Consider the following 22591-nt stretch of genomic DNA (forward strand, 5'->3'; position numbering starts at 1 on the left):
TTATCACTACATCAATCTTTTTTACCTATGCCCAAACAGGAGCTTAAAGAAATTTACGAATTTGAAAACCAGGAATGGCTTAGTTCCTTAGACTATATTCTTGAAAACGAGAGCCCTGAACGGGCTAAAGAAATCCTTCAAAAACTTAGAGAAAAAGCTGAGGCCAACGGCGTGCAACTGCATGATAAGGTTACTACGCCTTACATCAACACCATAGCAGTTGATGAAGAAGAGGATTACCCCGGCAATCTGGATATTGAAAATACTTTAAGCAATTTAATTCGCTGGAATGCACTAGCTATGGTGGTTAGGGCGAACAGAAACTCTAGTGGAATTGGTGGTCATATTTCAACCTATGCCTCTTCATCTACACTTTTTGAAGTAGGTTTTCAGCATTTTTTTCGGGGATTGGATGACGAAAGTGGCGGGGACTTTATCTACTTTCAGGGCCATGCCTCTCCCGGTGTATATGCTCGCTCATTTTTAGAAGGTAGACTTAGCGAGAAAAATTTAGAAAATTTTCGTAGAGAACTTGCCAGCAAAGATGGGCTTTCCTCCTACCCTCACCCTCGCCTAATGCCCGATTACTGGAGTTTTCCTACCGTATCTATGGGTCTTACGGCGGTGCAGGCCATTTATCATGCTCGCTTTATTAAGTATCTGGAAGACCGCAAGATAAAAGATCAAAAGCAACAAAAAATATGGGCCTTTCTGGGTGATGGCGAAATGGATGAGCCTGAGTCTGTAGGAGCACTGGCCAACGCCAGCCGAGAGAAGTTGGATAACCTCATTTTTGTTGTCAGCTGTAACCTACAGCGACTTGATGGCCCTGTAAGAGGAAATTATAAAGTAATACAGGAGCTGGAAGGTATTTTTAAAGGAGCAGGCTGGAACGTTATCAAGGTGGTTTGGGGAGACAAGTGGGATGCGCTGCTAAAAAAAGATAAAAGTGGAAAATTGGTAGAACGTCTTAATAAAGTTATAGACGGACAGTTTCAGCTCTATACAGTTAAAGGTGGCAAATACATGCGAGAAGACTTCTTCGGTACATCCGAAGAGTTAAAAGCCTTGGTAGAAGACATGTCAGACGAAGAGCTGAGTGAACTTAATCGTGGTGGTCACGACCCAAAAAAAATATATAACGCATACAAAAAAGCTACTGAGTATAAAGATGGACCTACTGTAATTCTGGCACAAACTATTAAAGGTTATGGCTTGGGTAAAGCTGGAGAGGCCAGTAATGTAACTCATAAAAGGAAGAAGCTGGATGAAAACGAACTTAAAGATTATCGTGACCGCTTTAACTTGCCTATATCTGACAAAGAAATAGGTGAAGCTCCCTTCTATCGTCCCAAAAAAAGTAGTGATGAAATTAAATATCTGCTAGAAAGAAGGGAAAAACTTGGTGGGCTGATCCCCAAAAGAATTACTAAAACCGACAAGCTTAAAGCACCAGATGATAAAGCCTTTAAAGAATATCGTGAAGGAGCCGGAGAGCGTGAGGTAGCTACTACTATGGTAATGGTACAGATGATGTCTAAGCTGATGAGAGATAAAAACATTGGCGATATGATCGTGCCTATCGTTCCTGATGAGTCTCGTACTTTTGGCATGGATGCCCTTTTCCGTAAGTATGGTATCTATTCGCACATAGGCCAGCAATACGAGCCGGTAGATAAAGACAGTCTGATGTACTATAAAGAGTCAGAAACCGGAGCCATATTGGAGGAAGGTATCACTGAAGCAGGTTCTATATCAACATTTATTGCTGCTGGCACTGCTTATTCTAACCATAAAATCAATACAATTCCTTTCTACTTTTTCTACTCTATGTTTGGCTTCCAGCGTACCGGAGATTTTATATGGGCCGCCGCTGATGCCAGAGCCAGAGGCTTTTTAATTGGCGGCACATCAGGTAGAACTACTTTGCCGGGCGAGGGTCTGCAACATCAGGATGGGCAAAGTCATTTACTGGCGTACCCCCTACCTAACTTAAAAGCTTATGACCCTACATTTGCATTTGAGCTGGCAGTTATTGTAAAAGAGGGGATTCGCAGAATGTACGAAGAGCAGGAAGATATCTTCTACTATATTACCATAACGAATGACAATTACAAAATGCCTCCTATGCCGGAAGGTGTAGAAGAAGGTATTCTTAAAGGGATGTACGTATACCAGCGCTCTTCAAAAAACAGCAAAAAGAAGGCACACCTACTGGGTAGCGGAGCTATACTACAGGAAGTGCTTAAAGCCGCAGAAGTATTAGAGAAAGAATACAGCATAGCCGCCGATGTCTGGAGTATAACTAGTTACAAGGAGCTATACCATAATGCTATGGATGTTGAAAGACATAACCGTCTGCACCCCTCAGACACGAAACAGAACTACATTCAGGAATGTACAGAGGAGGAAGATGGCGTATTTGTAGCTGCATCGGACTACCTTAAGGCTTTACCCTATTCTATTGCTCAGTGGTTTCCTAAACCATTTATCAGCCTGGGTACCGATGGTTTCGGACGTAGTGATGCTCGTCCTGAGTTGAGAGACTTTTTTGAAGTGGACCATCGTCATATTGTATTGTCAGCTTTATATGGCTTACTGAACGAAGGTAAGATTAAGAAAAATACCTACGAAAAAGCAATGCAAAAGCTTGAAATTGATGCTGATAAGCTTAATCCAGATTCATATTAAAGCGCATAGATTACCCATAAAATCAAACACTTTTTAACCTAACAACATATGGCAAAAGAAATTAAAATGCCCCAAATCTCTGAGGATGCCGAATCAGGTACCATTGTAGAGATAATGGTGAGCGAAGGGGATACCATTGAGGCTGAGCAGTCCATCATCGCTGTAGAAAGCGATAAAGCTTCGGTAGAAGTACCTGCTGAGTCTGGAGGAAAAATAAAAGAAATAAAAGTATCTGAAGGTGATGATATTGACATAGGAGACGTTATTCTGATTCTGGAAGAAGAGGGTGAAGAAAGCGAAGATACTGAAGAGCCTGAGGAAGAAAGTGATGAGCCAGAAGCACAGGCAGAAGAGGAGGATGATGATACCGAAGATTCTGATTCTTCTGATGATGAAAAAGAGGAGGCTGATGATGATACTAAGGATGAAGATGAAGAAGATAGCGATGAAGATGAGGAGGTTAATGACGAGCAAGGGGACAAAGACGATAAAGCGTCTAAACCCAAAAAAGATGGTGAAGTACCAGCTGCTCCTTCGGTGAGGCGCCTCGCAAGAGAACTTAATGTAGATATCTACGCTCTAAAAGGTAGTGGTCCTGGCAAACGTATTACTGCTGAAGATGTAAAATCTGCTGCAGATGAAGAATCTACTCCAAAGAAAAAGAAAAGCAAAGCAGAGGGTGAAAGCACCGCTTTACCAGACTTTACCCAATGGGGAGAAGTAGAGCGTAAAAAAATGAGCGGTATCCGTAAAGCTACTGCCAAAAGCATGGGTAATGCCTGGCGTACCGTACCACATGTAACTCAGTTTGACAAAGCTGATATCTCTACCCTACAGGGTTTTATGGATCAATATGAAGAGAAAGCTGCTAAAGCAGGAGCAAAACTAACTGTTACTGCTGTTCTGGTTAAGCTATCTGCCTCAGCACTTAGAGCTTTTCCTAAATTTAATGCAAGCGTAGATGTGGAAAATCAGGAGATGATTTTCAAAAAATACATTCATATTGGTGTGGCAGTGGATACAGAGAATGGTTTGCTGGTACCCGTTATCCGAGATGCAGACCGTAAATCAGTTACTACTATTGCTTTGGAACTTAGCGAAGTAGCTCAAAAAGCACGAGAAGGCAAACTTTCTGCTGACGATATGAAGGGAGGTAACTTTACTGTTTCTAATCTTGGCGGAATTGGAGGCACTAACTTTACACCTATCGTATACCACCCTCAGGTTGCTATTTTAGGCGTCTCTCGTAACCAGGTGGAGCCGGTATATGAGGATGGAGAATTTAAGCCAAAAACTATGCTTCCTTTGTCCTTATCATACGATCACCGTGCTATTGATGGAGCAGAAGCTGCCCGTTTTCTCCGTTGGATGTGTCAGGTAATGGAAGATCCTTTTGTCATGCTAATGGAAGGAGGTATATAATGGCGAAAAAAGAATATGAAGTTCTTGTTATAGGTGGAGGCCCCAGTGGATATGCCGCAGCGTTTATGGCTGCTGATCTGGGCATGAAAACCGCACTGATTGACCCTGAAGAGAACCCTGGAGGTGTTTGCCTCTACCGAGGTTGTATTCCTTCCAAAGCTTTACTACACATCGTTAAATTGAAGCAGGAAGCACTGGAAGCTTCTGAATTTGGGCTTAGCTTTAGTGAACCCGATATTGATGTTAAAAAAGTACGCGAATGGAAGAATAGTGTAGTACAAAAACTGGTAGGTGGCCTCGGTCAGTTAAGTAGTAAGCGTAAAGTGGAGCATATAAGAGGTATGGCTACTTTTAAAGATGCCAATACTGTAGAAGTTACTTATGATGGCCAAAGTAAGGAAGTTTCTTTCAAGCATGCTATACTGGCTAGTGGTTCTGAGCCTGTATCATTACCTGATGTGGAATTTAGTGACAATATCATGAGCTCTGCTACAGCTTTAGAGCTTAAAGATATACCCAAAAGCTTACTGGTAGTAGGTGCCGGCTACATAGGGCTTGAAATTGGCTCTGTATACGCCGGTATGGGCAGTAAAGTAACGGTGGTAGAAATGACTGACAAACTGATGCCTGGTGCTGACCGGGACCTGGTAGATGTCTTTGCTAAACGTAACAAAGACTTGTTTGAAGACATTATGCTTGAAACCAAAGTAGCAGAGATTAGCGGGAAAAAGAAGCTAAAAGTGAAGCTGGAAGGCAAGCATGAAGGTGAATATAAGTTTGACAAAGTTCTTATTGCCATCGGACGCAAACCCAGAACTTCAAATTTGGGGCTGGAAAATACTTCTGTTGAAGTAGATGATAAAGGTTTTGTACAGATAAACGAACAACGACAAACCGCAGAAAAATCTATTTTTGCCATCGGTGATATTACTGGAGAACCTATGCTAGCCCATAAAGCCAGTCATGAAGGTAAAATCGCTGCTGAAGCTATTGCGGGAGAGACAAGTGCTTACGAGCCAAAAGCAATACCCGCTGTAGTATATACAGACCCGGAGATCGCCTGGTGCGGAATTACAGAAACTGAAGCTAAATCGCGGGATATACCAATAAATGTTGTTAAATTTCCTTGGGCAGCCTCTGGTAGAGCTGCTACGTTGGGTAGAAGTGACGGACTTACCAAGCTAATATTTGATCCGGAGACCGAAAGAATTTTAGGGGTAGGAATAGCTGGTAAAAATGCTGGTGATATGATACCTGAGGCGGTTTTAGCTGTAGAAATGGCAGCTGTAGCCAAAGACTTCTCATTGACTATGCACCCTCACCCTACTTTGTCAGAAACACTGATGGAAGCGGCTGATGTTTTATACGGTCAAGCCACCCATATTTACAGACCTAAAAGAGATAAGAAAAAGAACTCGTGACAAGTCTCTTGTGAAAGTTAATCTATGCTGATTTAAAAAAGGAGCATGCTTTAAACATGCTCCTTCTTATTATTTTATACGCTCACTACATTTTTGTAAAGCGCTTCACGCTGTGCTGCTATTACCTCATCCTCCATATAATCATCAAAGGTCATCAGCTTATCGATAATACCGTTAGGAGTAATCTCAATAATACGATTTGCGATAGTCTGCGTAAACTCATGGTCGTGCGAAGTAAAGAGCACTGTACCCGGGAAGTCCTTAAGAGCATTATTAAAGGCTGTAATAGACTCCAGGTCAAGGTGGTTGGTAGGCTCGTCCAGCATTAATACATTACCTTCAGCCAGCATCATACGGGATACCATACAACGCACTTTTTCTCCTCCTGAAAGTACGTTTGCTTTCTTAAACGTCTCCTCGCCAGTAAATAACATTTTACCTAAGAACCCACGAATGTAAACTTCGTCCTTCTCTCCTTCAGCGTACTGTCTAAGCCAATCAATCAGGTTAAGATCGGTGTTGAAAAACTCAGCGTTTTCGTTAGGTAAATAAGAGGTAGTAATGGTTTGCCCAAATTTATACTCTCCGCTATCTGCCTGTGCATTACCAGCCAGTATTTCAAAGAAAGAGGTAATAGCTAAACTATCCTTGCTCAGGATCGCGATCTTGTCACCCTTATTCACTCTAATATCAACATCTTTAAAAAGTACTTTGCCATCTAAAGATTTGCTAAGACCTTCTATGAGTAGAATCTGATCTCCGGCTTCACGTTTCTGGTTAAAGATAATGGCCGGATATTTACGGGAAGAAGGCTTTATTTCTTCCACATTAATTTTGTCTAACAGCTTTCTACGGCTGGTAGCCTGCTTAGACTTGGAGGCATTGGCACTAAAACGCGCGATAAACTCCTGCAATTCTTTTTTCTTTTCTTCAGCCTTTTTGTTGGCAGAATTGCGCTGGCTCAAGGCCAACTGACTAGACTCGTACCAAAAAGAGTAGTTACCGGTATATAACTGTATCTGGCTAAAATCTATATCGGCAATGTGTGTACAAACTGTATCCAGAAAGTGACGGTCGTGAGACACAACAATTACCGTATTCTTAAAATCTAGGAGAAAATCTTCCAGCCATGAAACTGTCTGAATGTCAAGGTCATTGGTAGGCTCATCCAGTATAAGAATATCAGGATTGCCAAACAGTGCCTGAGCTAACAAGACACGCACCTTCTGCGTACCATTAAGCTCTTTCATTAGTTTGTAATGATCAGACTCTACAATACCAAGACCACTTAATAGAGCAGCAGCATCAGATTCAGCATTCCAGCCATCCATTTCAGCAAATTTTTCTTCTAATTCGGCTGCACGAATTCCATCCTCATCTGAAAAATCTGGCTTAGCGTATAAATCATTTTTTTCTTTCATGATTTTCCATAGCGTACTATGGCCCATCATTACAGTATTGAGTACCTGCTCTTCGTCAAACTCAAAATGGTTCTGCTTAAGAACGGCCATACGCTTACCGCTATCTATACTTACGTTACCCCGGGTTGGGCTTACTTCTCCTGAAAGGATTTTTAAAAAAGTAGATTTACCCGCTCCATTGGCACCTATAATGCCATAGCAATTACCCTGGGTAAACTTGATATTAACTTCGTCAAATAAAACTCTTTTCCCGTATTGCAGGGAGACATTACTGGCTGTGATCATTAATATTTTGTTTGAGATGCGAAGGTACAACAATGTATCAGCAACAAACAATTCCTTATCATTTATTTAAGTTCCCACTCTCACACGATTTGCGATATTAAAGTTAAGGCAGACGAATATTACATTGAAAGCAATACTGCCACAATATTTATTTTTTACTAATTAATTGTATTTTATTTATACGCTTTATTAACCAAATTATAAGATTATGAATGATCAAGTAACAGACCAATTAGCAGTAGGCATGGGTGTAGGCGTCGGTATTCTATATCTGGCGTTTATTGTGCTCATGATTGTATCCATTTGGAAAATTTTCACTAAAGCTGGTAAACCTGGCTGGGCATCCATTATTCCAATCTACAACCTTGTAGTATTGCTGGAAATAATAGGTAAACCAGGTTGGTGGATTATCCTATATTTTATACCTCTGGTAAATATAGTTGCAGCAATCTGGGCAACCAATCTTCTTTCTAAAAGCTTTGGTAATAGTGAAGGCTTTACCATTGGTTTATTGTTTCTACCTATAGTATTTTACCCTGTACTGGCCTTTGGAGGGGCTTCTTATCAGGGCCCTGCCGGACAAGAGGGAATAGCTACTGCCCCGGCAATATAAGCATATAACATGTTGACATACACCCAAGCAGTCAGAATACATCTGACTGCTTTTTTTTGATGATGCCTAGCAGAAAGCTTACACTTAGGTCATTTTTTACAATATTGCCAAGACCTAAATCCATGAACAATGACCTACTCTCGCAGAAGATTTTTAGCGCGATGCGGAGGTATGCTTAGCACACTTCCACTACTCTCTATAACTCCACAATTTAAGCAAACGTCTGAAGTCATTACGGTAGGTGGTAGTATATCATCTTCCAAGATGGGTTTCAGTCTTATCCACGAACATGTACTGGTAGATTTTGTGGGTGCGGCAGAGATAAGCAAAGAGCGCTGGAACAAAGGGAAGGTAGTCAGAAAAGTTTTACCCTACCTTCAGGAAATTAAAGCATTAGGATGCCATACCCTGGTAGAGTGCACACCTGCCTACCTGGGTAGAGATGTTGATATTTTAGCGGAACTTTCCAATAAAAGTGGTCTTCACATTATTACAAATACCGGATACTATGGAGCACGCCAGAATAAGTTTTTGCCAGCGCATGCTTTTACCGAAACATCAAAACAGCTCGCTAAAAGGTGGGTCAGCGAATTTGAGCAGGGCATTGATGGTACGGCTTTCAGACCCGGATTTATTAAAACCAGTGTAGACCCTGGCCCGCTTAGTGATATTCATAAAAAATTAATCAGCGCCGCTGCATTGACTCATAAAGCTACGGGGATGAGCATTGCTTCACATACAGGGCCGGCAGAAGCAGCTTTTGAACAATTAGAAGTTTTGCAAAAATTGGGAGTAGCACCTGCTGCTTTCATCTGGGTACACGCCCAAAATGAAAAAGATAACAACCTACATGTTAAAGCTGCACAAATGGGCGCCTGGGTCAGCCTGGATGGTGTTAGCAAAGATAATATTAATGAGTATCTCAAAATTTTAATACTATTTAAAAGTAACAAGCTTTTAAACCATGTACTACTTTCTCATGATGCAGGATGGTATCGTCCGGAGGAGGTAGAAGGTGGTAGCTTCAGACCATATACTGATATATTTATCCATCTAATACCTCTCCTAAAAGAACACAAATTTACTGAGTCAGATATTGAGCAAGTGATGATTATAAACCCAAAAGATGCATTTGCGATTAAGAAAAGGTTAGTTTGAACTTAAAAACATATATCTATGTAGTGAATTGTAAGTATTCATTTCTACGATAAACTAACTTTCCATTTTTTCATACATTTTTAACTATAAAAAAGTAGGGCGGTAGGATTATCCCATAGTAGTGAGTATGTTTGACCACATAAGCTGTAATACTTTTATAGCTTCAAACTATTAATTTAGCCCACTTTACATGAAATTTATCAACAAGGACAAGTCTGTATTTTTCACCACACTTAGAGGTAGAGTAAACGATTACTTTGCTGAAAATGATATCTCACGCTACGGAAACCGCGAAATGGTTACCAAATCAGTTATTCTCATTGGTATTTATTTAGGTGCTTATTTAAGTGTGTATTTCTTGTCCTGGCCTGCTTACTATTTTATTCCTCTGGCGCTGGTTATGGGAGTTGCAAAAGCGGGTATTGGTATGACTGTTATGCATGATGCGCTGCACGGTTCATACTCCAAAAATGCATTTATCAATAAGCTTATGGGAAATAGTATTTACCTGCTGGGAGCGAATGCTTCTGTCTGGAAAATACAACATAATTTGCATCATCATACCTATACTAACATCCACGGTAAAGATGAAGACATAAACACTAAAGTTGTAATCAGACTATCAAAACATGCTCCTCAAAAAGCTTTTCATGCCTATCAGCATGTATATGTATGGTTTCTGTATGGACTTATGACACTATTAATGTTTAGTAATGACTTTTATAAATTGCTGGGCTATCACAAGGCTGGCGAATTGAAAAGCAAGCACTCAATAGATAGGGAGTACCTTTCACTTTTAGGTCTGAAAGCTTTATATGTATTCTTTATGCTGATTTTGCCCGCTCTGCTTACTTCATTACTTTGGTGGCAGGTTCTTATCGGTTTCTTGATTATGCACCTGACTGCCGGCTTTATACTCTCCACTATTTTTCAGATGGCACATATAGTAGAAGGTACAGAGCAACCCTTACCCAACGAAGATGGCAATATGGAAAACGAATGGGCTATTCATCAGCTTATGACTACTGCAAATTTTGCCCGTAATAATCGTGTATTAAACTGGTTTATCGGCGGGCTGAACTATCAAATAGAACATCATCTCTTTCCTAACATTTGCCACGTACACTATCGTAATATTTCAAAGATAGTAGAAAAAACAGCTGCTGAGTTTCAACTGCCCTATAATGTGAAGCCTACCTTTAGAAACGCAATTCTTTCTCATATGAAGGCGCTCAAAACCCTGGGAAGCAGCCCTGTATAAAAAGTAGCGGTTTGAAGTAGCCAATGTTAAATTTTGGCTACTATAACTTTTTATGAGCCTGATTTTCTATCTTATAGAAAACCTGCTCAATCATGTGTAAAGCCTGCTACCTAACTCTAATCCTCAATTTTGTTTATTTCCCGCTCTTAGCCCAGGGAATCTCTATAAACGAAGAAAACCCTAGATTCTGGTCCTACAAAGGCCAACCGGTGTTATTGTTAGGTGGCTCTGCTGAAGATAACCTTTTTCAATTTAAGGCATTAGCAGAGCACCTGGATCAATTACAAGTCTCTGGTGGCAATTATGTTCGTTGTACTATGTCTAGCCGTGACGCAGGCAATTTGTGGCCTTTTGCAACCAACAGTGTTGGCAAATACGACCTAAACATTTTCAACGAAGAATACTGGCAGCGATTTAATCATTTTCTTCAGCTTACTGCTGAACGCGACATTATTGTACAGATTGAAATTTGGGCAACTTTTGATTTTTATAGAGATGTCTGGTCAGAAAACCCTTTTAATCCAAAGAATAACATTAATTACAATACTCAAAGAAGCAAACTAACAGAAGAAGTACCATCTCATCCTATCTATACCGAGAATAATTTTTTTCGTAGTGTTCCTTCACAAATGAGCCTGTTTAGAGTATTGGAGTACCAGCAAAAATTTATAGATAAACTACTCTCCTACAGCCTTGAGTATGATCATATACTCTACTGTATGGATAATGAAACATCGGTAACAGCTGATTGGGGTAAATTCTGGTCCGACTACATTAAGAAAATAGCCCTGGAGAAAAACAATAAAAATATCTATACAACTGAAATGTGGGATCCCTGGGACCTGAACCATATTGCGCATCGTTCAACGATTGACCATCCGGAAACATACGATTTCGTAGACATTTCACAGAACAATCATAATCAGGGACAAGACCACTGGGACAAAGGACAGATTCAAATAAATAGAATTCATCAGTCTGAACATCCACGACCAGTTAACAATGTTAAAGTTTATGGCGCTGATGGAAATAAATTTGGCCATACTGACCAGGATGCTGTGGAAAGATTTGTAAGAAATGTATTTCTGGGTGCTGCAACTACACGTTTTCACCGTCCAGATGCTGGACTGGGGCTAAACGAATTAGCAAGAAATGTTATCGCTTGTCTTCGTCAAGTTGTAAACTCATACGATCATTTTAATGCAAATGATTGTACTCAACTTCTGGTAAACAGAGAAGATAATGAAGCCTATATGCGAGCTAACCCAAACAAATCCTACCTTATTTATTTTCCTGCCGGGGGTAGCGTAAGTACAGACTTAAACACACTTAAACAGGCTAGGATACAGTGGGTCAATGTCACTGAAAACCGATGGATGGAGCATGTAGATATAGAAATTTCATCACAAACAAAAATTCAAGCTCCCGGTAATCAAAACTGGATCGCTATCATTAAAGCAGCTGACTGAAAAAGGGTAATATAAATAAAGCCCTATCTTTAGACAGGGCTTTTGAATAAATAATAAGCTTTTTGTAAAGACTATTTTTTCAGAATTGTAAACTCTACTCTTCGGTTAACCTGGCGGTTTTCATCAGAATCGTTAGGCACTTCGGGCTTGCTTTCACCATAGCCTTGAGCTTTTACCCGCTCCTGCTCAATCCAGTTATCTACTAAATACTTTACTACAGATTCTGCCCTACCCTGCGACAAAGTTAGATTGTAGTCATCTGAACCACGATCATCTGTATGGCCAGCGATTTCTACTTCCAGCTTAGGGTTTTCATTTAAAAACTCTACCACTTTGTCTAACTCAGGATAAGACTCCGGACGAAGACTAGCCTTGTTGTAATCAAAGAATATGTTATTAAGCCTCACTGAGGCTCCAACTTCTATGGGTTTCAAAAACAGCTCTTTGTAAAATACTGTATCAGACTGTATGTTACCGCTTATTAAAACACTATCTTTTAAACTAAAGTAGCCTTCTGCGTTAACTTCAAGGTGATACATAGCGGTTTCTGGCAGCTTAGCTTTGTACTCTCCACTCTCCGCACTACTTTTTGCAACCCCGAGCACTTCACCCTCTTTTTTATAGCGAATATTTGCTTTTATCGGTTCCCAGCTTTCTGCGTGCATGACTACACCTTCCAGCCATATTTTAGGTTCCTCTTTAATTACACGTTTTAGAGAAAAGATATCTAAATGCCCACCATCAGCAGACATAAAAGCACGAGTTGTAAATACCAATGTATCATTTATACCTGTTGAATAATAGGCATCAAACCCACTGGTGTTCACCGGAGCTCCAATATTTGTCGGCTCACTCCATTTTAACCAGCTTTCATCCAGGCGCTTGGTTTCGTAAACATCCATATTACCCATACCGCCACCTCTATTGCTGGCAAAGAATAAAGTTTTATTATCCGGGGCCAGAAATGGACCAAATTCGTCCATATGAGTATTCAAGCTTTTAATCAGCACAGGGCGGCTCCATTGGTTCTCCCCCTGATGATAGGAAATATACAGATCGCTATATTTGCTTTTAGGGCGTTCGCTAAAGTATAAGATCAGTGCCTTATCATCATATGACAAAAATGCACCGTTAAATTGTCCTCTGCACATATCCTCAAAATCAGGAATATCTAAGGCTTCCGGTTTTTGCCAGATACCGTTAATTTTTTTGCTGATAGAAAAACCCAGATCATCGCTTCCTTTACCTCCCCGGATGAGCAGACGATTGCCATCAAGCGACACGCTCATCACCTGATTGTAACGATTTTTGTTGAACGGCCTGTCCATATGGACAGCATCAGACCATTCGCCACTAAGGCTGTCTTTTACCGAATACCAGATGTCCTGACTACCATCAGTACCTTTGGTATTTTGAGGGTGGTTAGAAACTGTAAAGTATAGTGTGTTACCATCTGGGCTAATTACCGGAGCAGAATCATGGTAAATACTATTTACTTTTTTCCCCAGATTTACCAGTTCGTACTCAACCTCTGTGCTTTGAGCACTAAGGTTGTGAGTAGCAGCAATGACCAAAGTGATTAATAGATATGTAATTCTACACATTAGATTCTTGGCTTAGTTCAAGAATCTAAAGTAATAACAATCAAATTGTACAATTTTATAATAAATGTATATCCTTACACTGCTGAGGTTTATGCGTCATTCCCCCTTCCTGTACTTTTGGGTGTCTACCCATCTCATCCATTTGTGGAGCATTATTAAAGCTTTAAAGGCCTATAAAATGTCAACTTGGATTTGCTCAATTAAAAAATGTATAGTATTAAAAATATGCATACAGATGTAATTAAATTAAACATATTTGCATATTTCAGAACTAGTAAGATTTATAAAATATTTCACTAATTCATCTATTTGAAAACTTTTTTAGCGACAATATTGTATGTATATGCAATACATTGTTATTAATAAACTTACACAGAATAATATTCTTCGCATAAATTACCCATATTTGATGAGTAATGACTATCATTTAGTAATAAAAACTTTTATTGGTAGCATTTTTTTAGAATATTATATGTTCATGTTACATCTCAACTATCAATTAAATCACAATCGCTATGAAAACGACAGAATTTAGAGAACTGCCATTTAGAGAAAGGGTTGCCATGCTGAGAGAACATGGAAATTATCTTGCTACCCGTACATTAGAAAACTATTACATCAGGCTCTACACTGTTAAAGGTGTATATTTTGAAGTATGGTCATCCAGCCACCTACCCTGGGAAAATATTGTTAAGGTAAAAGTCTTTGATGATTTTGGTACACTTAAGCCTTATTTACCAGAAGTATATTTCTCTGAAAACAAAATGTATCTGTAGCTTACTATACGTTAACCGATACTCTTTTTCGTCTTTTCCAGTCTCCTCTTCTGAACCAGAGTACAGCAAATGCAGCTGCTATAATATTAGAAATAGGAAAAGCCCACCATATGCCATCATAAGACAGCATGGTGTTGTGAGAAAGCAAATAAGCCAGTGGAAAACGAATAATCCACAATGACAGAATGGATACGAGTAAAGAGGCCAAGGTGAATCCTGCACCATTAAATACTCCATTGATAACCATCTGAATACCTAGCAGACCAAAACTGGGAGCCATGACTTTGATAAACATGGCTCCATTATTAATCACCTGAGTTTCGCCCGGAACAAAAAAAGCTGTAAGAGGACGCGCAAAAATAAAAAGTAATGCGCCTATAGCAGTCAGGCTATAAAATGCCACTTTTGAACTTAACGTACCCACTTCATGGGCTTTATTAATACGGTTAGCACCAATATATTGCCCTACCAAGGTGGTGGTAGCGGCGGATAAACCTAATGCTGGAATAATAACAAAACTAAGGATGCGTGCCCCAATCCCGTAAGATGCAACCACCATACTCCCAAAACCAGTAACTAAAGTAATAAGCATAGTTAAGCCTAACGCTCGGGTAGACATTTCAATACTGGAGGGTAAACCTATCCGTATTAATTCTTTGAACCAGCGATAATTAAAGTTGAAATCTTTCCAGTGTAGTTTAATACCATACCTGCCGCTGGATAAAATTAATATGCCCATAATCGCAGACAGTGCCTGTGTAATAACACTGGCCATAGCAGCTCCGGATATTCCCATTGGAGGTATAAACCACCAGCCATAAATAAATAGAGGATCCAGAAATAGGTTGAGCACTACTGTAGAAAAAACCACATAAGTGGGCACAACCACATTGCCAATGCCCCTCATTAATGACTGAAATACAAAAAACAGAAATAGAAAGATGAACCCAATAGATGATACTTTAAAGTAGTCTACAGCTCCTTCAAACACATCGTCTTTAGCACCGATTACCCGCATTAAAGGCTCCGAGGTAAAATAACCTACCAGCGCTAGTAGAAAAGAGGTAAAAAAAAGAACCAGAACAGTTTGAGCGCTGGAGTAATCAATCATACGTTGATTATCCATGCCTTTGTACTGAGATACCATAATTGATCCACCTATGGTCAGGCCTATACCTAGTGAGATAACTAAAAACAGTACAGGAAAACTTAAGGATACAGCGGCTACCGCATTAGCGCCTAGCCTGCCTAACCAAAATGTATCAATCAGCTGATAAGCGGTTTGTAAAATATTTGCCAGTACAATTGGGCCTGAGAGCTTTAATAAAGAAAAAAGGGTATCTCTTTCGCTTTGTTTTACAAAAAAATTCATTGACAAAATTAAAGGTAGATTTGCTCACACACTGACCTCCTCCAAGCCGCTACGAGTGCAGAAAACAGGCCTTACTCATTTACAACGCTTTAGCAGCCGGTAGAGTTTATCATCTATTCGGTCTAAGGCAAGCTAAATTTTCGCTGAAAAGCTAAAAAAAGTCCTTCTTTAACAAGAAGGACTAAAATTTTATTTTTTGAGAATGGTAAATTCCACTCGTCTATTCTTCTGCCTTTCTTCTTCTATAGCATTGCTGGCTATGGGTTTGGTTCCGCCGTAGCCCTTTTCCTGAATACGCTCTGTAGCTATCCCTTGTTGTACTAGATAACGCTTTACGGATTCTGCTCTTTCCAGAGATAGTATTTGATTCAGGTCAGGTCTCCCCCTATTGTCTGTATGTCCGGCTACCTCAATTACCACGTCGGGATTTTCATTCAGAAACTCAACTACTTCGTCCAGGTTTTCGGTAGAGCCAGAAAGCATATTTGCCGTGCCACGATCAAAAAGTACATTTTCTAAATTGACTGTAGTACCTACTTCAATAGGTGAAAGAGCAAAGTTTCTAACAATTATGTCTGAATTATCCAAAGGTGACTGTTCGCTCAACAACAACTTTACTCTTTTTTTGATAAATCCTTCCGCTTCAATTAATAGCTCATAATCCTGATCTGCTGGAAGATTGATACTAAAGACTCCATTCTCGTCTACCTGATTAATTTGACTAAACTGTTCGTTTTCTTTCAGGCTGCTAAAACTCAAGTTTGCCGCAACGCCTTCCTCAGAGTTTAGGTTGACTATTTTTCCTCTCACTTCTACTTCATTCTTCACAATTTCTTCTTCAGGAGCAGCAACAATAGTTTCTTCCACTTCTTCTTCAAGAGGTGCATCTTCTGATTCTTCTACAACAGCATCTTCTACTGCTACTTCTGGCATGTCGGCTACTTCTTCTATAACTTCTTCCTCTTCAGGAATTATGCGGACCTGGTTGAGATCGCCCAGACCATCACTGTTTTGAGTAGAAGATACATAAGCATATTCGCTGTTTTCCGGAATATAATAATAAAGCTCAGTCCCTTCTGAATTTACTCTGGCTCCCAGATTTTTAGGATTAGACCATTTTCTCCAGCTATCATCCAGACGTACCGACATATATATATCGCGGCTTCCGAAGCCCTCGTACCCATTGCTGGCAAAAAACAGGGTTTTACCATCAGGTGCCAGGTAAGGAGTCATCTCCTGATAGGGTGTGTTTATGTTAGCTCCCAGGTTTTGAGGCTCAGACCAGCTACCATCACTCTGCTTAAACAATACGTACAAATCTTCAGCTCCTTTAGAGTCGTATGACTGAAGAGAAAGTATCATGATTTGACCACTGGAATGCAGGCTACCACTGCTATGGTCAGACTTATTGTAAAAGTAAGGAATTTTAAGTGCCTTAGGTTTGCTCCAGCTAGTGGCACTTTCTTTTTTAGCAACGGAAACACCTTGTGTGGTAGGTTTCTTGCCTTCGTAATGGCCATGCAGATAAACTCTGTTTCCATTATCGGCGAAGCCAATAATACCGTTTAAATATGGATTGTTAAGAGATTTTACATTTACCGCTTCTGCCCAGCTACCATCAGCCTGCTTTTGGCTGGCCCAGATATCACCAGGGTCTTTACTACCTCCGATATTTTGAGGATGGTACTGGCGTACAAAGTAAAGAGTCTGACCGTCAGGGCTTAGTTTAGGGTTCTGTTCGTCAGCTTGTGAATTGATAGATAGTTTTTCCAGTTCATTTTGAGCAAAAGCCGTAGTGCTTAGTGCTACTAATGCAGAAAATAACCAATATTTCATAGTGTAGATAGTTTCTTTAAGCTCAGCTGTGTAGCATTACTGATGTCTGCTCTCCAGTACTTCTATAATATCTGGCAATGTAAAACCTTTGGCTTTTAAGAGAACCAGATAGTGAAAAAGCAGATCGGCAGCTTCATTTTTGAAAAGGTCCGCATTGTCATCTTTTGCCTCAATTACCAGTTCAACAGCTTCTTCTCCCACTTTCTGAGCTACTTTGTTGATTCCCTTTTTAAAAAGAGAAACGGTATATGAACCTGATTCATTGCCCTGCTCTGCATCCTGATGACGACTGTCTATAATTTCCAACAGGCGGTTAATAAAAGCCAGGTTCTCTTCGCTAAGTTGTGTTTTACTCATATGTTTAGTCAGTCAGTCTGATTGGAATTTTTTGATTTGTCAGGTACTTTTTAAGCTCAGGTACCGGAATCTCTTTATAGTGAAAAATACTGGCAGCCAGAGCCGCGTCAGCTTTGCCTTCGGTAAATACATCTACAAAATGTTCCATAGTGCCTGCTCCACCAGAGGCAATTACCGGTATGCTTAGTTCAGAAGATAGCTGAGCAGTCAGTTCATTTGCGAATCCTGCCTTAGTACCATCATGATCCATAGAGGTCAGCAGTATTTCTCCCGCCCCTCTCTCCTGCACTTCATGCGCCCAGGCAAAAGTTTCCAGCGATGTGGGAGTACGGCCGCCGTGGGTATGCACAATATGCTTACCCTCCACAAAGCGGGTATCTATAGCTACAACTATACACTGGTTTCCAAAGTTGGCAGCAAGTTCGTTGATTAACTCTGGCCTGCGTACGGCGGCTGAGTTGACAGAGACTTTGTCAGCGCCGGCATTAAGCATGGCAGCAACATCTTCTATAGAGCTGATTCCACCACCTACTGTAAAAGGTATATTTACCTGCTCTGCTACTTTTCTGACCAGTTCTACTAAAGTTTTTCTTTTTTCTACGGTGGCAGTAATATCCAGGAAAACGAGCTCATCCGCACCTTCTTCAGCGTAGATTTTGGCTAGCTCTACCGGATCGCCGGCATCTCTTAGCTCAACAAAATTTACTCCTTTTACTGTTCTCCCGTCTTTAACATCCAGGCAGGGAATAATTCTTTTTGATAACATATATCTAGGTTTGTGGAGTGCCCAATAAATAAAGCGGCTTTTCTGATATAAAGGTAAAGGCTTTTACTGTAAATGAGTTCGCTTCTGTTATAAAAAAGGCTTCAGCTCGTCAAGCGCAATTCTGCCTTCGTAAATAGCTTTGCCGATAATTACACCATACACCCCGATATCTTTAAGTTGGTGCAAATCATCTACACCAGAAACTCCTCCACTGGCTATTAATTTAACTTTTGGGGTATTGGCTAAGATTTCTTCGTACAGCTCAAGAGAAGGACCAGCAAGCACACCATCTTTGGCAACATCTGTACAGATTACGTATGTTATACCTTGCTGATGGTGCTGCTCAATAAAGTTAAGCACATCTTGTGAGGTAGACTCCTGCCAGCCTCCGATAGCAATCTTGCGATCTTTAGCATCGGCCCCCAGAATAATTTTTTCCGGACCATAGGTCTGCAGCCACTTACTAAAAGTCTCTGGTTGCCTGATGGCTATACTCCCTCCGGTTACCTGACTGGCTCCCATTTCAAAAACCAGCTTTAGGTCAGCATCGGATTGTACTCCACCTCCAAAATCTACTTCTAAAGAAGTGTGCTGGGTAATTTGCTCCAGCACTGCATAGTTAATTACTTTGCGGGCTTTAGCCCCATCCAGATCTACCAGATGCAGTCGCCTGATGCCATAATCTTCGTATCTTTTAGCTACTTCTAAAGGACTGCTGCTATATTCTTTTTTTTGAGCGTAGTCGCCTTGGGTTAAGCGCACACATTTACCATCTATTAGGTCTATCGCAGGAATTATCTCCATCTGTATCTTAAAGGTCTAAAAAGTTTTTCAGGATGAGCTCACCATCTTTCCCACTCTTTTCGGGGTGCGCCTGAATTGCGTAAAAATTATCTTTTTCCATAACAGCACTAAATGGCAATATGTAATTAGTACTGGCTGTTGTTTCTTCTCCTATCTCGGCAAAATAGCTGTGTACATAATACAGATAGGCATCACCCCTAAGTCCGTGGAGAAGTTTACTTTGTTTGGCTTCTAAAGTATTCCAACCCATATGAGGCACCTTATCCTGAGGGGGAAACTTTTTTACTTTTTCCTTGAAAATACCTAGACATGGAGTATCACCTTCCTCAGAATGCGAACACATCAGCTGAAGGCCAATACAAATACCCAACACTGGTTGTGTCAAATTGGTAATCAGCTGATCCAGCTTATTATTTTTGAGGTACCTGATGGCAGAGCTTGCTTCTCCCTGTCCGGGAAAAATCACTTTATCTGCCTGCTGAATATACTCTACATCATCGGTAAGTTTAGGTTCTAAACCAAAACGTTGCAGTGCGTAAATTACCGACTGCACATTACCGGCGTTATATTTTATGATGGCTACTTTCATAAGAGGCGGCAAATTACTAAGCTACTGGTATTAAACCAACCTAAGCCTATGAAATAGCATATAGTTTCTTTTTACTCAACTAGGGATTGGTAGTTCGTCTGATAAAATTATCGGCGGCAGCCATTAGTCTATCTCTTTTATCATCATTCATTTTGTCAAACATAGAAACCATCATAGACATGCGAGGATTGGAAGCAAACAGCTTTCGGTTTTTATTAATAAATCTCCAATAGAGCCCATCTACTTCATCTGCCCATTCTCCTTTTTTTGAAAAATCACTCATTTTAGAAATGTAATTAGCTCCGCCAATATAGGGTTTGGTGGCAAAGGTACCGCCATCGGCAAACTGACTCATGCTGTATACATTAGGCACCATTACCCAGTCTGATGAATCTATAAAAAGCTCCATAAACCACTTATACACCTCATCGGGGTGTACTTCTGCCAAAAGCATAATATTGCCAAGCACCATTAGGCGTTCTATATGATGTGTGTACGCATCTCTGACTACCCGCTTAATGCTATAGTCCAGAGGAGGCACACCGGTAGTACCCTCATACCAGCACTTTTTCAGTTTTCTTTGGTGCTTAAAATAATTTCCTTTTAAGTCATGCGTATGATACATGCCTCGCATAAATTCTCGCCATCCCATAATCTGCCTCACAAATCCCTCTACACTGGGCAGGTGCACCTTGTGTTCCTCAGCGTATTCCAGTGTTTTGTCAAGCACCTCGTCCGGGGTAATTAGTCCTAAATTTAGATAGGGAGAGAGTACAGAATGAAATAGAAAATTACGCTGACTATCAATAGCATCCTCGTAGGGACCAAACTCTTGAAAACGTTCTTCCAAAAAGTTGTTCAATCTGTATAGTGCCTGCCTTCTTGTGGTGGCCCAGTTAAAATTATCTGTATTACCAGGGTGCTCAGGAAACAACTCGTTAATAAGTTGACTAACTTCTTCTGTATGTGCAGTAACTTCTCTTTCTGGCTGCGGAGGTATATAAATATTCTTCGGTAACTTCTTCCTGTTTTCTGTATCGTATGACCAACTGCCACCCTTAGGTTCATCACCATCTATCAGGATACCCAGCTTTTTTCTCTGCACTTTATAAAAAACCTGCATAAAAGGTTTTTTGCTACGGTCTACATACTCCTGAAAATCATCAATTGTATTAATAAAGCCAGGTGAATCTACAAAAGATAGCTGTAGCCCCTTTTTACGACAAAATTCGCGTATACGCTGGTCAAAAAAATGATCTTCCAGGGTGTATGTGACAACTTCCTGTATGGAAGTGTACTGCGCTACAGTTTGTTCCAGTTTGTCTTCATAAGTCAAAGATTGGTTTTCAGCACTTAATTGCCAGTATTGTAGAGGGTAATCTTTTTCAATTGTTTCGGCATGAGACCGCATAGCTGAAAGAAAAAGTACTAGTTTATGCTTATGGTATTTGAAATGAGTGCACAGCCCTAAATCTTCGGCCATGAAAAAAACGGTGTGTTTATCAGGATTCAGGAGCGCGTGATCTGGAAATAAGCAGTTGCCTAGTACTAAAGCAATTCTGGTATATGCCATTATCTTTTTAGCTAATAATGGCTAGGTGATTCGTATTGTTTAACTTACAGTATAAAAAAATACAACACTGAAATAAAGGACATTAGAACGATAAGCAGGTGCAGCCAGGGTTTTCTTAATACAATAGAAACTATGCCTAACAGCCCCACTAATGTATACATGGCAATGAAACGAAAAACGAAATTTAGATAAGCTAATTTAGACTCCAGATAGAAAGGTTGGTCTGCCTCACCAAAATGATAGCTGCTTAAAACCTGCTCATTTGCCGCTCCTTTTACCTGAAAATACTCGCTGATGACATATATCAGCATACTAAAAACTATACTTAGAGAGATAAATAACGCGACTAATAATGCTCTTTCAGTTCTTTCTTTCTCCTGCAACGAGGGATTGATACTGTGGGAGTTAGAGTATACTTCTGTTCGGCCAGGCCGTCGGTCTACATCTAATGATTTGTTGTTCATTTCTTTGGTATGAATCGTTTACTGTCTAAAAAAGCAAATTGAATTGTGTAACAAAATTTAAAAAAAATAAAACTTTAACTATGTCTTCAGGTTAGTATAGTATAGAAATTAATTTTTTTGGATTTAAAATAAAACACTTTTATGGATAAGTTAAGAGAGTTTAAAGAATATGATGGCAACCCGGTAGGATTGAGTAAAGAAGTTGCAAAAGAAATTGCCACACATCTGGACCGTCACTTAGCTGCATTTATGACTTTATACCATCAATATCATAAACATCACTGGTTAGTAGAAGGACCTCAATTTAGAGATTTACATTTGTTTTTTGAGGATAACTACAATCAGATTCACGAAGGCTTTGATGCCTTGGCCGAAAGGTTAACAGTAATGGGGTACGACCCAACCAGCAATCCTGCTGACTTTGCCAAACTGTCTTATGTACAGCATGAGCCAAAGGGTATCTTCCGTATCCGCGAGAGCCTAGAAAACGATATGGAAGCAGAAAGGTCCATTGCTATTGAATTGCGTAAGTCAATTAAAAAAGCTTTTGAATTGGAAGATTACGCTACCAAAAATTTGTTAGAGAAGCTATTGTTTAATACGGAGGATAGAGCACACCATATTGAGCACTTCTTAGGTGAAGACTCATTGACAGTAGGTTTCTTGCATACGGAAAAAGAAGCCGAAGCGGCAGAAGCATAATTTTTCA

At 40.1% G+C, this 22591-nt stretch carries 18 protein-coding genes and 1 pseudogene; 9 read left to right on the forward strand and 10 right to left on the reverse strand.

The annotated features are described in order from the left end of the window. The first annotated feature begins 27 nt into the window (after positions 1 to 27). From aceE to lpdA, 3 genes are read left to right on the forward strand one after another with little or no spacing between them, the layout of a single operon-like run. Entirely contained in the window at positions 28 to 2691 is a 2664-nt protein-coding gene (gene aceE, locus PZB74_RS19065) for a pyruvate dehydrogenase (acetyl-transferring), homodimeric type (protein WP_302238754.1), read from the forward strand. A 48-nt stretch (positions 2692 to 2739) separates the two neighbouring features. Continuing rightward, positions 2740 to 4113 carry a 2-oxo acid dehydrogenase subunit E2 gene (locus PZB74_RS19070; RefSeq protein WP_302238755.1) on the forward strand — a complete coding sequence of 458 codons (1374 nt, stop codon included), beginning with the start codon at positions 2740 to 2742 and terminating at the stop codon, positions 4111 to 4113. Continuing rightward, a complete protein-coding gene (gene lpdA, locus PZB74_RS19075) occupies positions 4113 to 5534 on the forward strand; it encodes a dihydrolipoyl dehydrogenase (protein WP_302238756.1) in 1422 nt (473 codons plus the stop codon). The genes PZB74_RS19070 and lpdA overlap by 1 nt, the downstream gene beginning before the upstream one ends. Before the next feature lie 74 nt (positions 5535 to 5608). Here the strand turns inward: lpdA and PZB74_RS19080 are convergent, their stop codons facing one another. Then, positions 5609 to 7240: an ABC-F family ATP-binding cassette domain-containing protein gene (locus tag PZB74_RS19080; RefSeq protein WP_302238757.1), complete on the reverse strand. Its 1632-nt coding sequence runs from the start codon at positions 7238 to 7240 to the stop codon at positions 5609 to 5611. Between the two features lie 208 nt (positions 7241 to 7448). Here PZB74_RS19080 and PZB74_RS19085 point away from each other — a divergent pair, with 208 nt between their 5' ends. The 4 genes from PZB74_RS19085 to PZB74_RS19100 all read left to right on the forward strand — a co-directional run bounded on the left by PZB74_RS19085 (position 7449) and on the right by PZB74_RS19100 (position 11741). Further along, a complete protein-coding gene (locus PZB74_RS19085; RefSeq protein WP_302238758.1) occupies positions 7449 to 7853 on the forward strand; it encodes a DUF5684 domain-containing protein in 405 nt (134 codons plus the stop codon). Between the two features lie 129 nt (positions 7854 to 7982). After that, the gene (locus PZB74_RS19090) at positions 7983 to 9011 is read left to right on the forward strand and encodes a phosphotriesterase family protein (RefSeq protein WP_302238759.1); all 1029 of its coding nucleotides are present in this window, start codon (positions 7983 to 7985) and stop codon (positions 9009 to 9011) included. Between the two features lie 190 nt (positions 9012 to 9201). Beyond that, on the forward strand, positions 9202 to 10272 hold the full coding sequence (locus PZB74_RS19095; protein WP_302238760.1) for a fatty acid desaturase family protein: 1071 nt from the start codon (positions 9202 to 9204) through the stop codon (positions 10270 to 10272). Between the two features lie 92 nt (positions 10273 to 10364). Continuing rightward, positions 10365 to 11741 (forward strand): hypothetical protein, encoded by a 1377-nt coding sequence (locus tag PZB74_RS19100; protein ID WP_302238761.1) that lies wholly within the window; start codon positions 10365 to 10367, stop codon positions 11739 to 11741. A 71-nt stretch (positions 11742 to 11812) separates the two neighbouring features. Here PZB74_RS19100 and PZB74_RS19105 read toward each other — a convergent pair whose 3' ends face one another. Next, the gene (locus tag PZB74_RS19105) at positions 11813 to 13345 is read right to left on the reverse strand and encodes an OmpA family protein (protein WP_302238762.1); all 1533 of its coding nucleotides are present in this window, start codon (positions 13343 to 13345) and stop codon (positions 11813 to 11815) included. A 515-nt stretch (positions 13346 to 13860) separates the two neighbouring features. Here PZB74_RS19105 and PZB74_RS19110 point away from each other — a divergent pair. Then, the gene (locus tag PZB74_RS19110; RefSeq protein ID WP_302238763.1) at positions 13861 to 14121 is read left to right on the forward strand and encodes a hypothetical protein; all 261 of its coding nucleotides are present in this window, start codon (positions 13861 to 13863) and stop codon (positions 14119 to 14121) included. 4 nt (positions 14122 to 14125) lie between these two features. On the opposite strand, the gene PZB74_RS19115 is transcribed toward PZB74_RS19110, so the two are convergent. The 8 genes and pseudogenes from PZB74_RS19115 to PZB74_RS19150 form a co-directional block, all read right to left on the reverse strand. After that, positions 14126 to 15493, reverse strand: coding sequence for an MATE family efflux transporter (locus PZB74_RS19115; protein WP_302238764.1), 1368 nt, complete (start codon positions 15491 to 15493; stop codon positions 14126 to 14128). A 189-nt stretch (positions 15494 to 15682) separates the two neighbouring features. After that, complete coding sequence (locus PZB74_RS19120) at positions 15683 to 17329, reverse strand: OmpA family protein (protein ID WP_302238765.1); 1647 nt, start codon at positions 17327 to 17329, stop codon at positions 15683 to 15685. Positions 17330 to 17365: 36 nt separating this feature from the next. Further along, positions 17366 to 17674 (reverse strand): annotated as a pseudogene (gene hisE, locus PZB74_RS19125) (phosphoribosyl-ATP diphosphatase); the annotation flags it as partial. A gap of 16 nt (positions 17675 to 17690) precedes the next feature. Next, a complete protein-coding gene (gene hisF, locus PZB74_RS19130) occupies positions 17691 to 18452 on the reverse strand; it encodes an imidazole glycerol phosphate synthase subunit HisF (RefSeq protein ID WP_302238766.1) in 762 nt (253 codons plus the stop codon). An 87-nt stretch (positions 18453 to 18539) separates the two neighbouring features. Then, positions 18540 to 19256, reverse strand: coding sequence for a 1-(5-phosphoribosyl)-5-[(5-phosphoribosylamino)methylideneamino]imidazole-4-carboxamide isomerase (gene hisA / locus PZB74_RS19135; RefSeq protein ID WP_302238767.1), 717 nt, complete (start codon positions 19254 to 19256; stop codon positions 18540 to 18542). A 7-nt stretch (positions 19257 to 19263) separates the two neighbouring features. Continuing rightward, positions 19264 to 19845 (reverse strand): imidazole glycerol phosphate synthase subunit HisH, encoded by a 582-nt coding sequence (gene hisH, locus PZB74_RS19140; protein ID WP_302238768.1) that lies wholly within the window; start codon positions 19843 to 19845, stop codon positions 19264 to 19266. A gap of 79 nt (positions 19846 to 19924) precedes the next feature. Further along, positions 19925 to 21418: a cryptochrome/photolyase family protein gene (locus PZB74_RS19145; protein WP_302238769.1), complete on the reverse strand. Its 1494-nt coding sequence runs from the start codon at positions 21416 to 21418 to the stop codon at positions 19925 to 19927. Between the two features lie 44 nt (positions 21419 to 21462). Then, complete coding sequence (locus PZB74_RS19150; protein ID WP_302238770.1) at positions 21463 to 21882, reverse strand: hypothetical protein; 420 nt, start codon at positions 21880 to 21882, stop codon at positions 21463 to 21465. A 141-nt stretch (positions 21883 to 22023) separates the two neighbouring features. Here PZB74_RS19150 and PZB74_RS19155 point away from each other — a divergent pair, with 141 nt between their 5' ends. After that, on the forward strand, positions 22024 to 22584 hold the full coding sequence (locus tag PZB74_RS19155) for a Dps family protein (protein WP_302238771.1): 561 nt from the start codon (positions 22024 to 22026) through the stop codon (positions 22582 to 22584). Positions 22585 to 22591: the final 7 nt, after the last annotated feature.

This window comes from Porifericola rhodea (assembly GCF_030506305.1).
Classification (GTDB): domain Bacteria; phylum Bacteroidota; class Bacteroidia; order Cytophagales; family Cyclobacteriaceae; genus Catalinimonas; species Catalinimonas rhodea.

Coding starts and splice junctions, on each gene's coding strand:
- aceE (WP_302238754.1), top strand. CDS start 28: ATGCCCAAACAGGAGCTTAAAGAAATTTACGAATTTGAAAACCAGGAA.
- PZB74_RS19070 (WP_302238755.1), top strand. CDS start 2,740: ATGGCAAAAGAAATTAAAATGCCCCAAATCTCTGAGGATGCCGAATCA.
- lpdA (WP_302238756.1), top strand. CDS start 4,113: ATGGCGAAAAAAGAATATGAAGTTCTTGTTATAGGTGGAGGCCCCAGT.
- PZB74_RS19080 (WP_302238757.1), bottom strand. CDS start 7,240: ATGATCACAGCCAGTAATGTCTCCCTGCAATACGGGAAAAGAGTTTTA.
- PZB74_RS19085 (WP_302238758.1), top strand. CDS start 7,449: ATGAATGATCAAGTAACAGACCAATTAGCAGTAGGCATGGGTGTAGGC.
- PZB74_RS19090 (WP_302238759.1), top strand. CDS start 7,983: ATGACCTACTCTCGCAGAAGATTTTTAGCGCGATGCGGAGGTATGCTT.
- PZB74_RS19095 (WP_302238760.1), top strand. CDS start 9,202: ATGAAATTTATCAACAAGGACAAGTCTGTATTTTTCACCACACTTAGA.
- PZB74_RS19100 (WP_302238761.1), top strand. CDS start 10,365: ATGTGTAAAGCCTGCTACCTAACTCTAATCCTCAATTTTGTTTATTTC.
- PZB74_RS19105 (WP_302238762.1), bottom strand. CDS start 13,345: ATGTGTAGAATTACATATCTATTAATCACTTTGGTCATTGCTGCTACT.
- PZB74_RS19110 (WP_302238763.1), top strand. CDS start 13,861: ATGAAAACGACAGAATTTAGAGAACTGCCATTTAGAGAAAGGGTTGCC.
- PZB74_RS19115 (WP_302238764.1), bottom strand. CDS start 15,493: ATGAATTTTTTTGTAAAACAAAGCGAAAGAGATACCCTTTTTTCTTTA.
- PZB74_RS19120 (WP_302238765.1), bottom strand. CDS start 17,329: ATGAAATATTGGTTATTTTCTGCATTAGTAGCACTAAGCACTACGGCT.
- hisF (WP_302238766.1), bottom strand. CDS start 18,452: ATGTTATCAAAAAGAATTATTCCCTGCCTGGATGTTAAAGACGGGAGA.
- hisA (WP_302238767.1), bottom strand. CDS start 19,256: ATGGAGATAATTCCTGCGATAGACCTAATAGATGGTAAATGTGTGCGC.
- hisH (WP_302238768.1), bottom strand. CDS start 19,845: ATGAAAGTAGCCATCATAAAATATAACGCCGGTAATGTGCAGTCGGTA.
- PZB74_RS19145 (WP_302238769.1), bottom strand. CDS start 21,418: ATGGCATATACCAGAATTGCTTTAGTACTAGGCAACTGCTTATTTCCA.
- PZB74_RS19150 (WP_302238770.1), bottom strand. CDS start 21,882: ATGAACAACAAATCATTAGATGTAGACCGACGGCCTGGCCGAACAGAA.
- PZB74_RS19155 (WP_302238771.1), top strand. CDS start 22,024: ATGGATAAGTTAAGAGAGTTTAAAGAATATGATGGCAACCCGGTAGGA.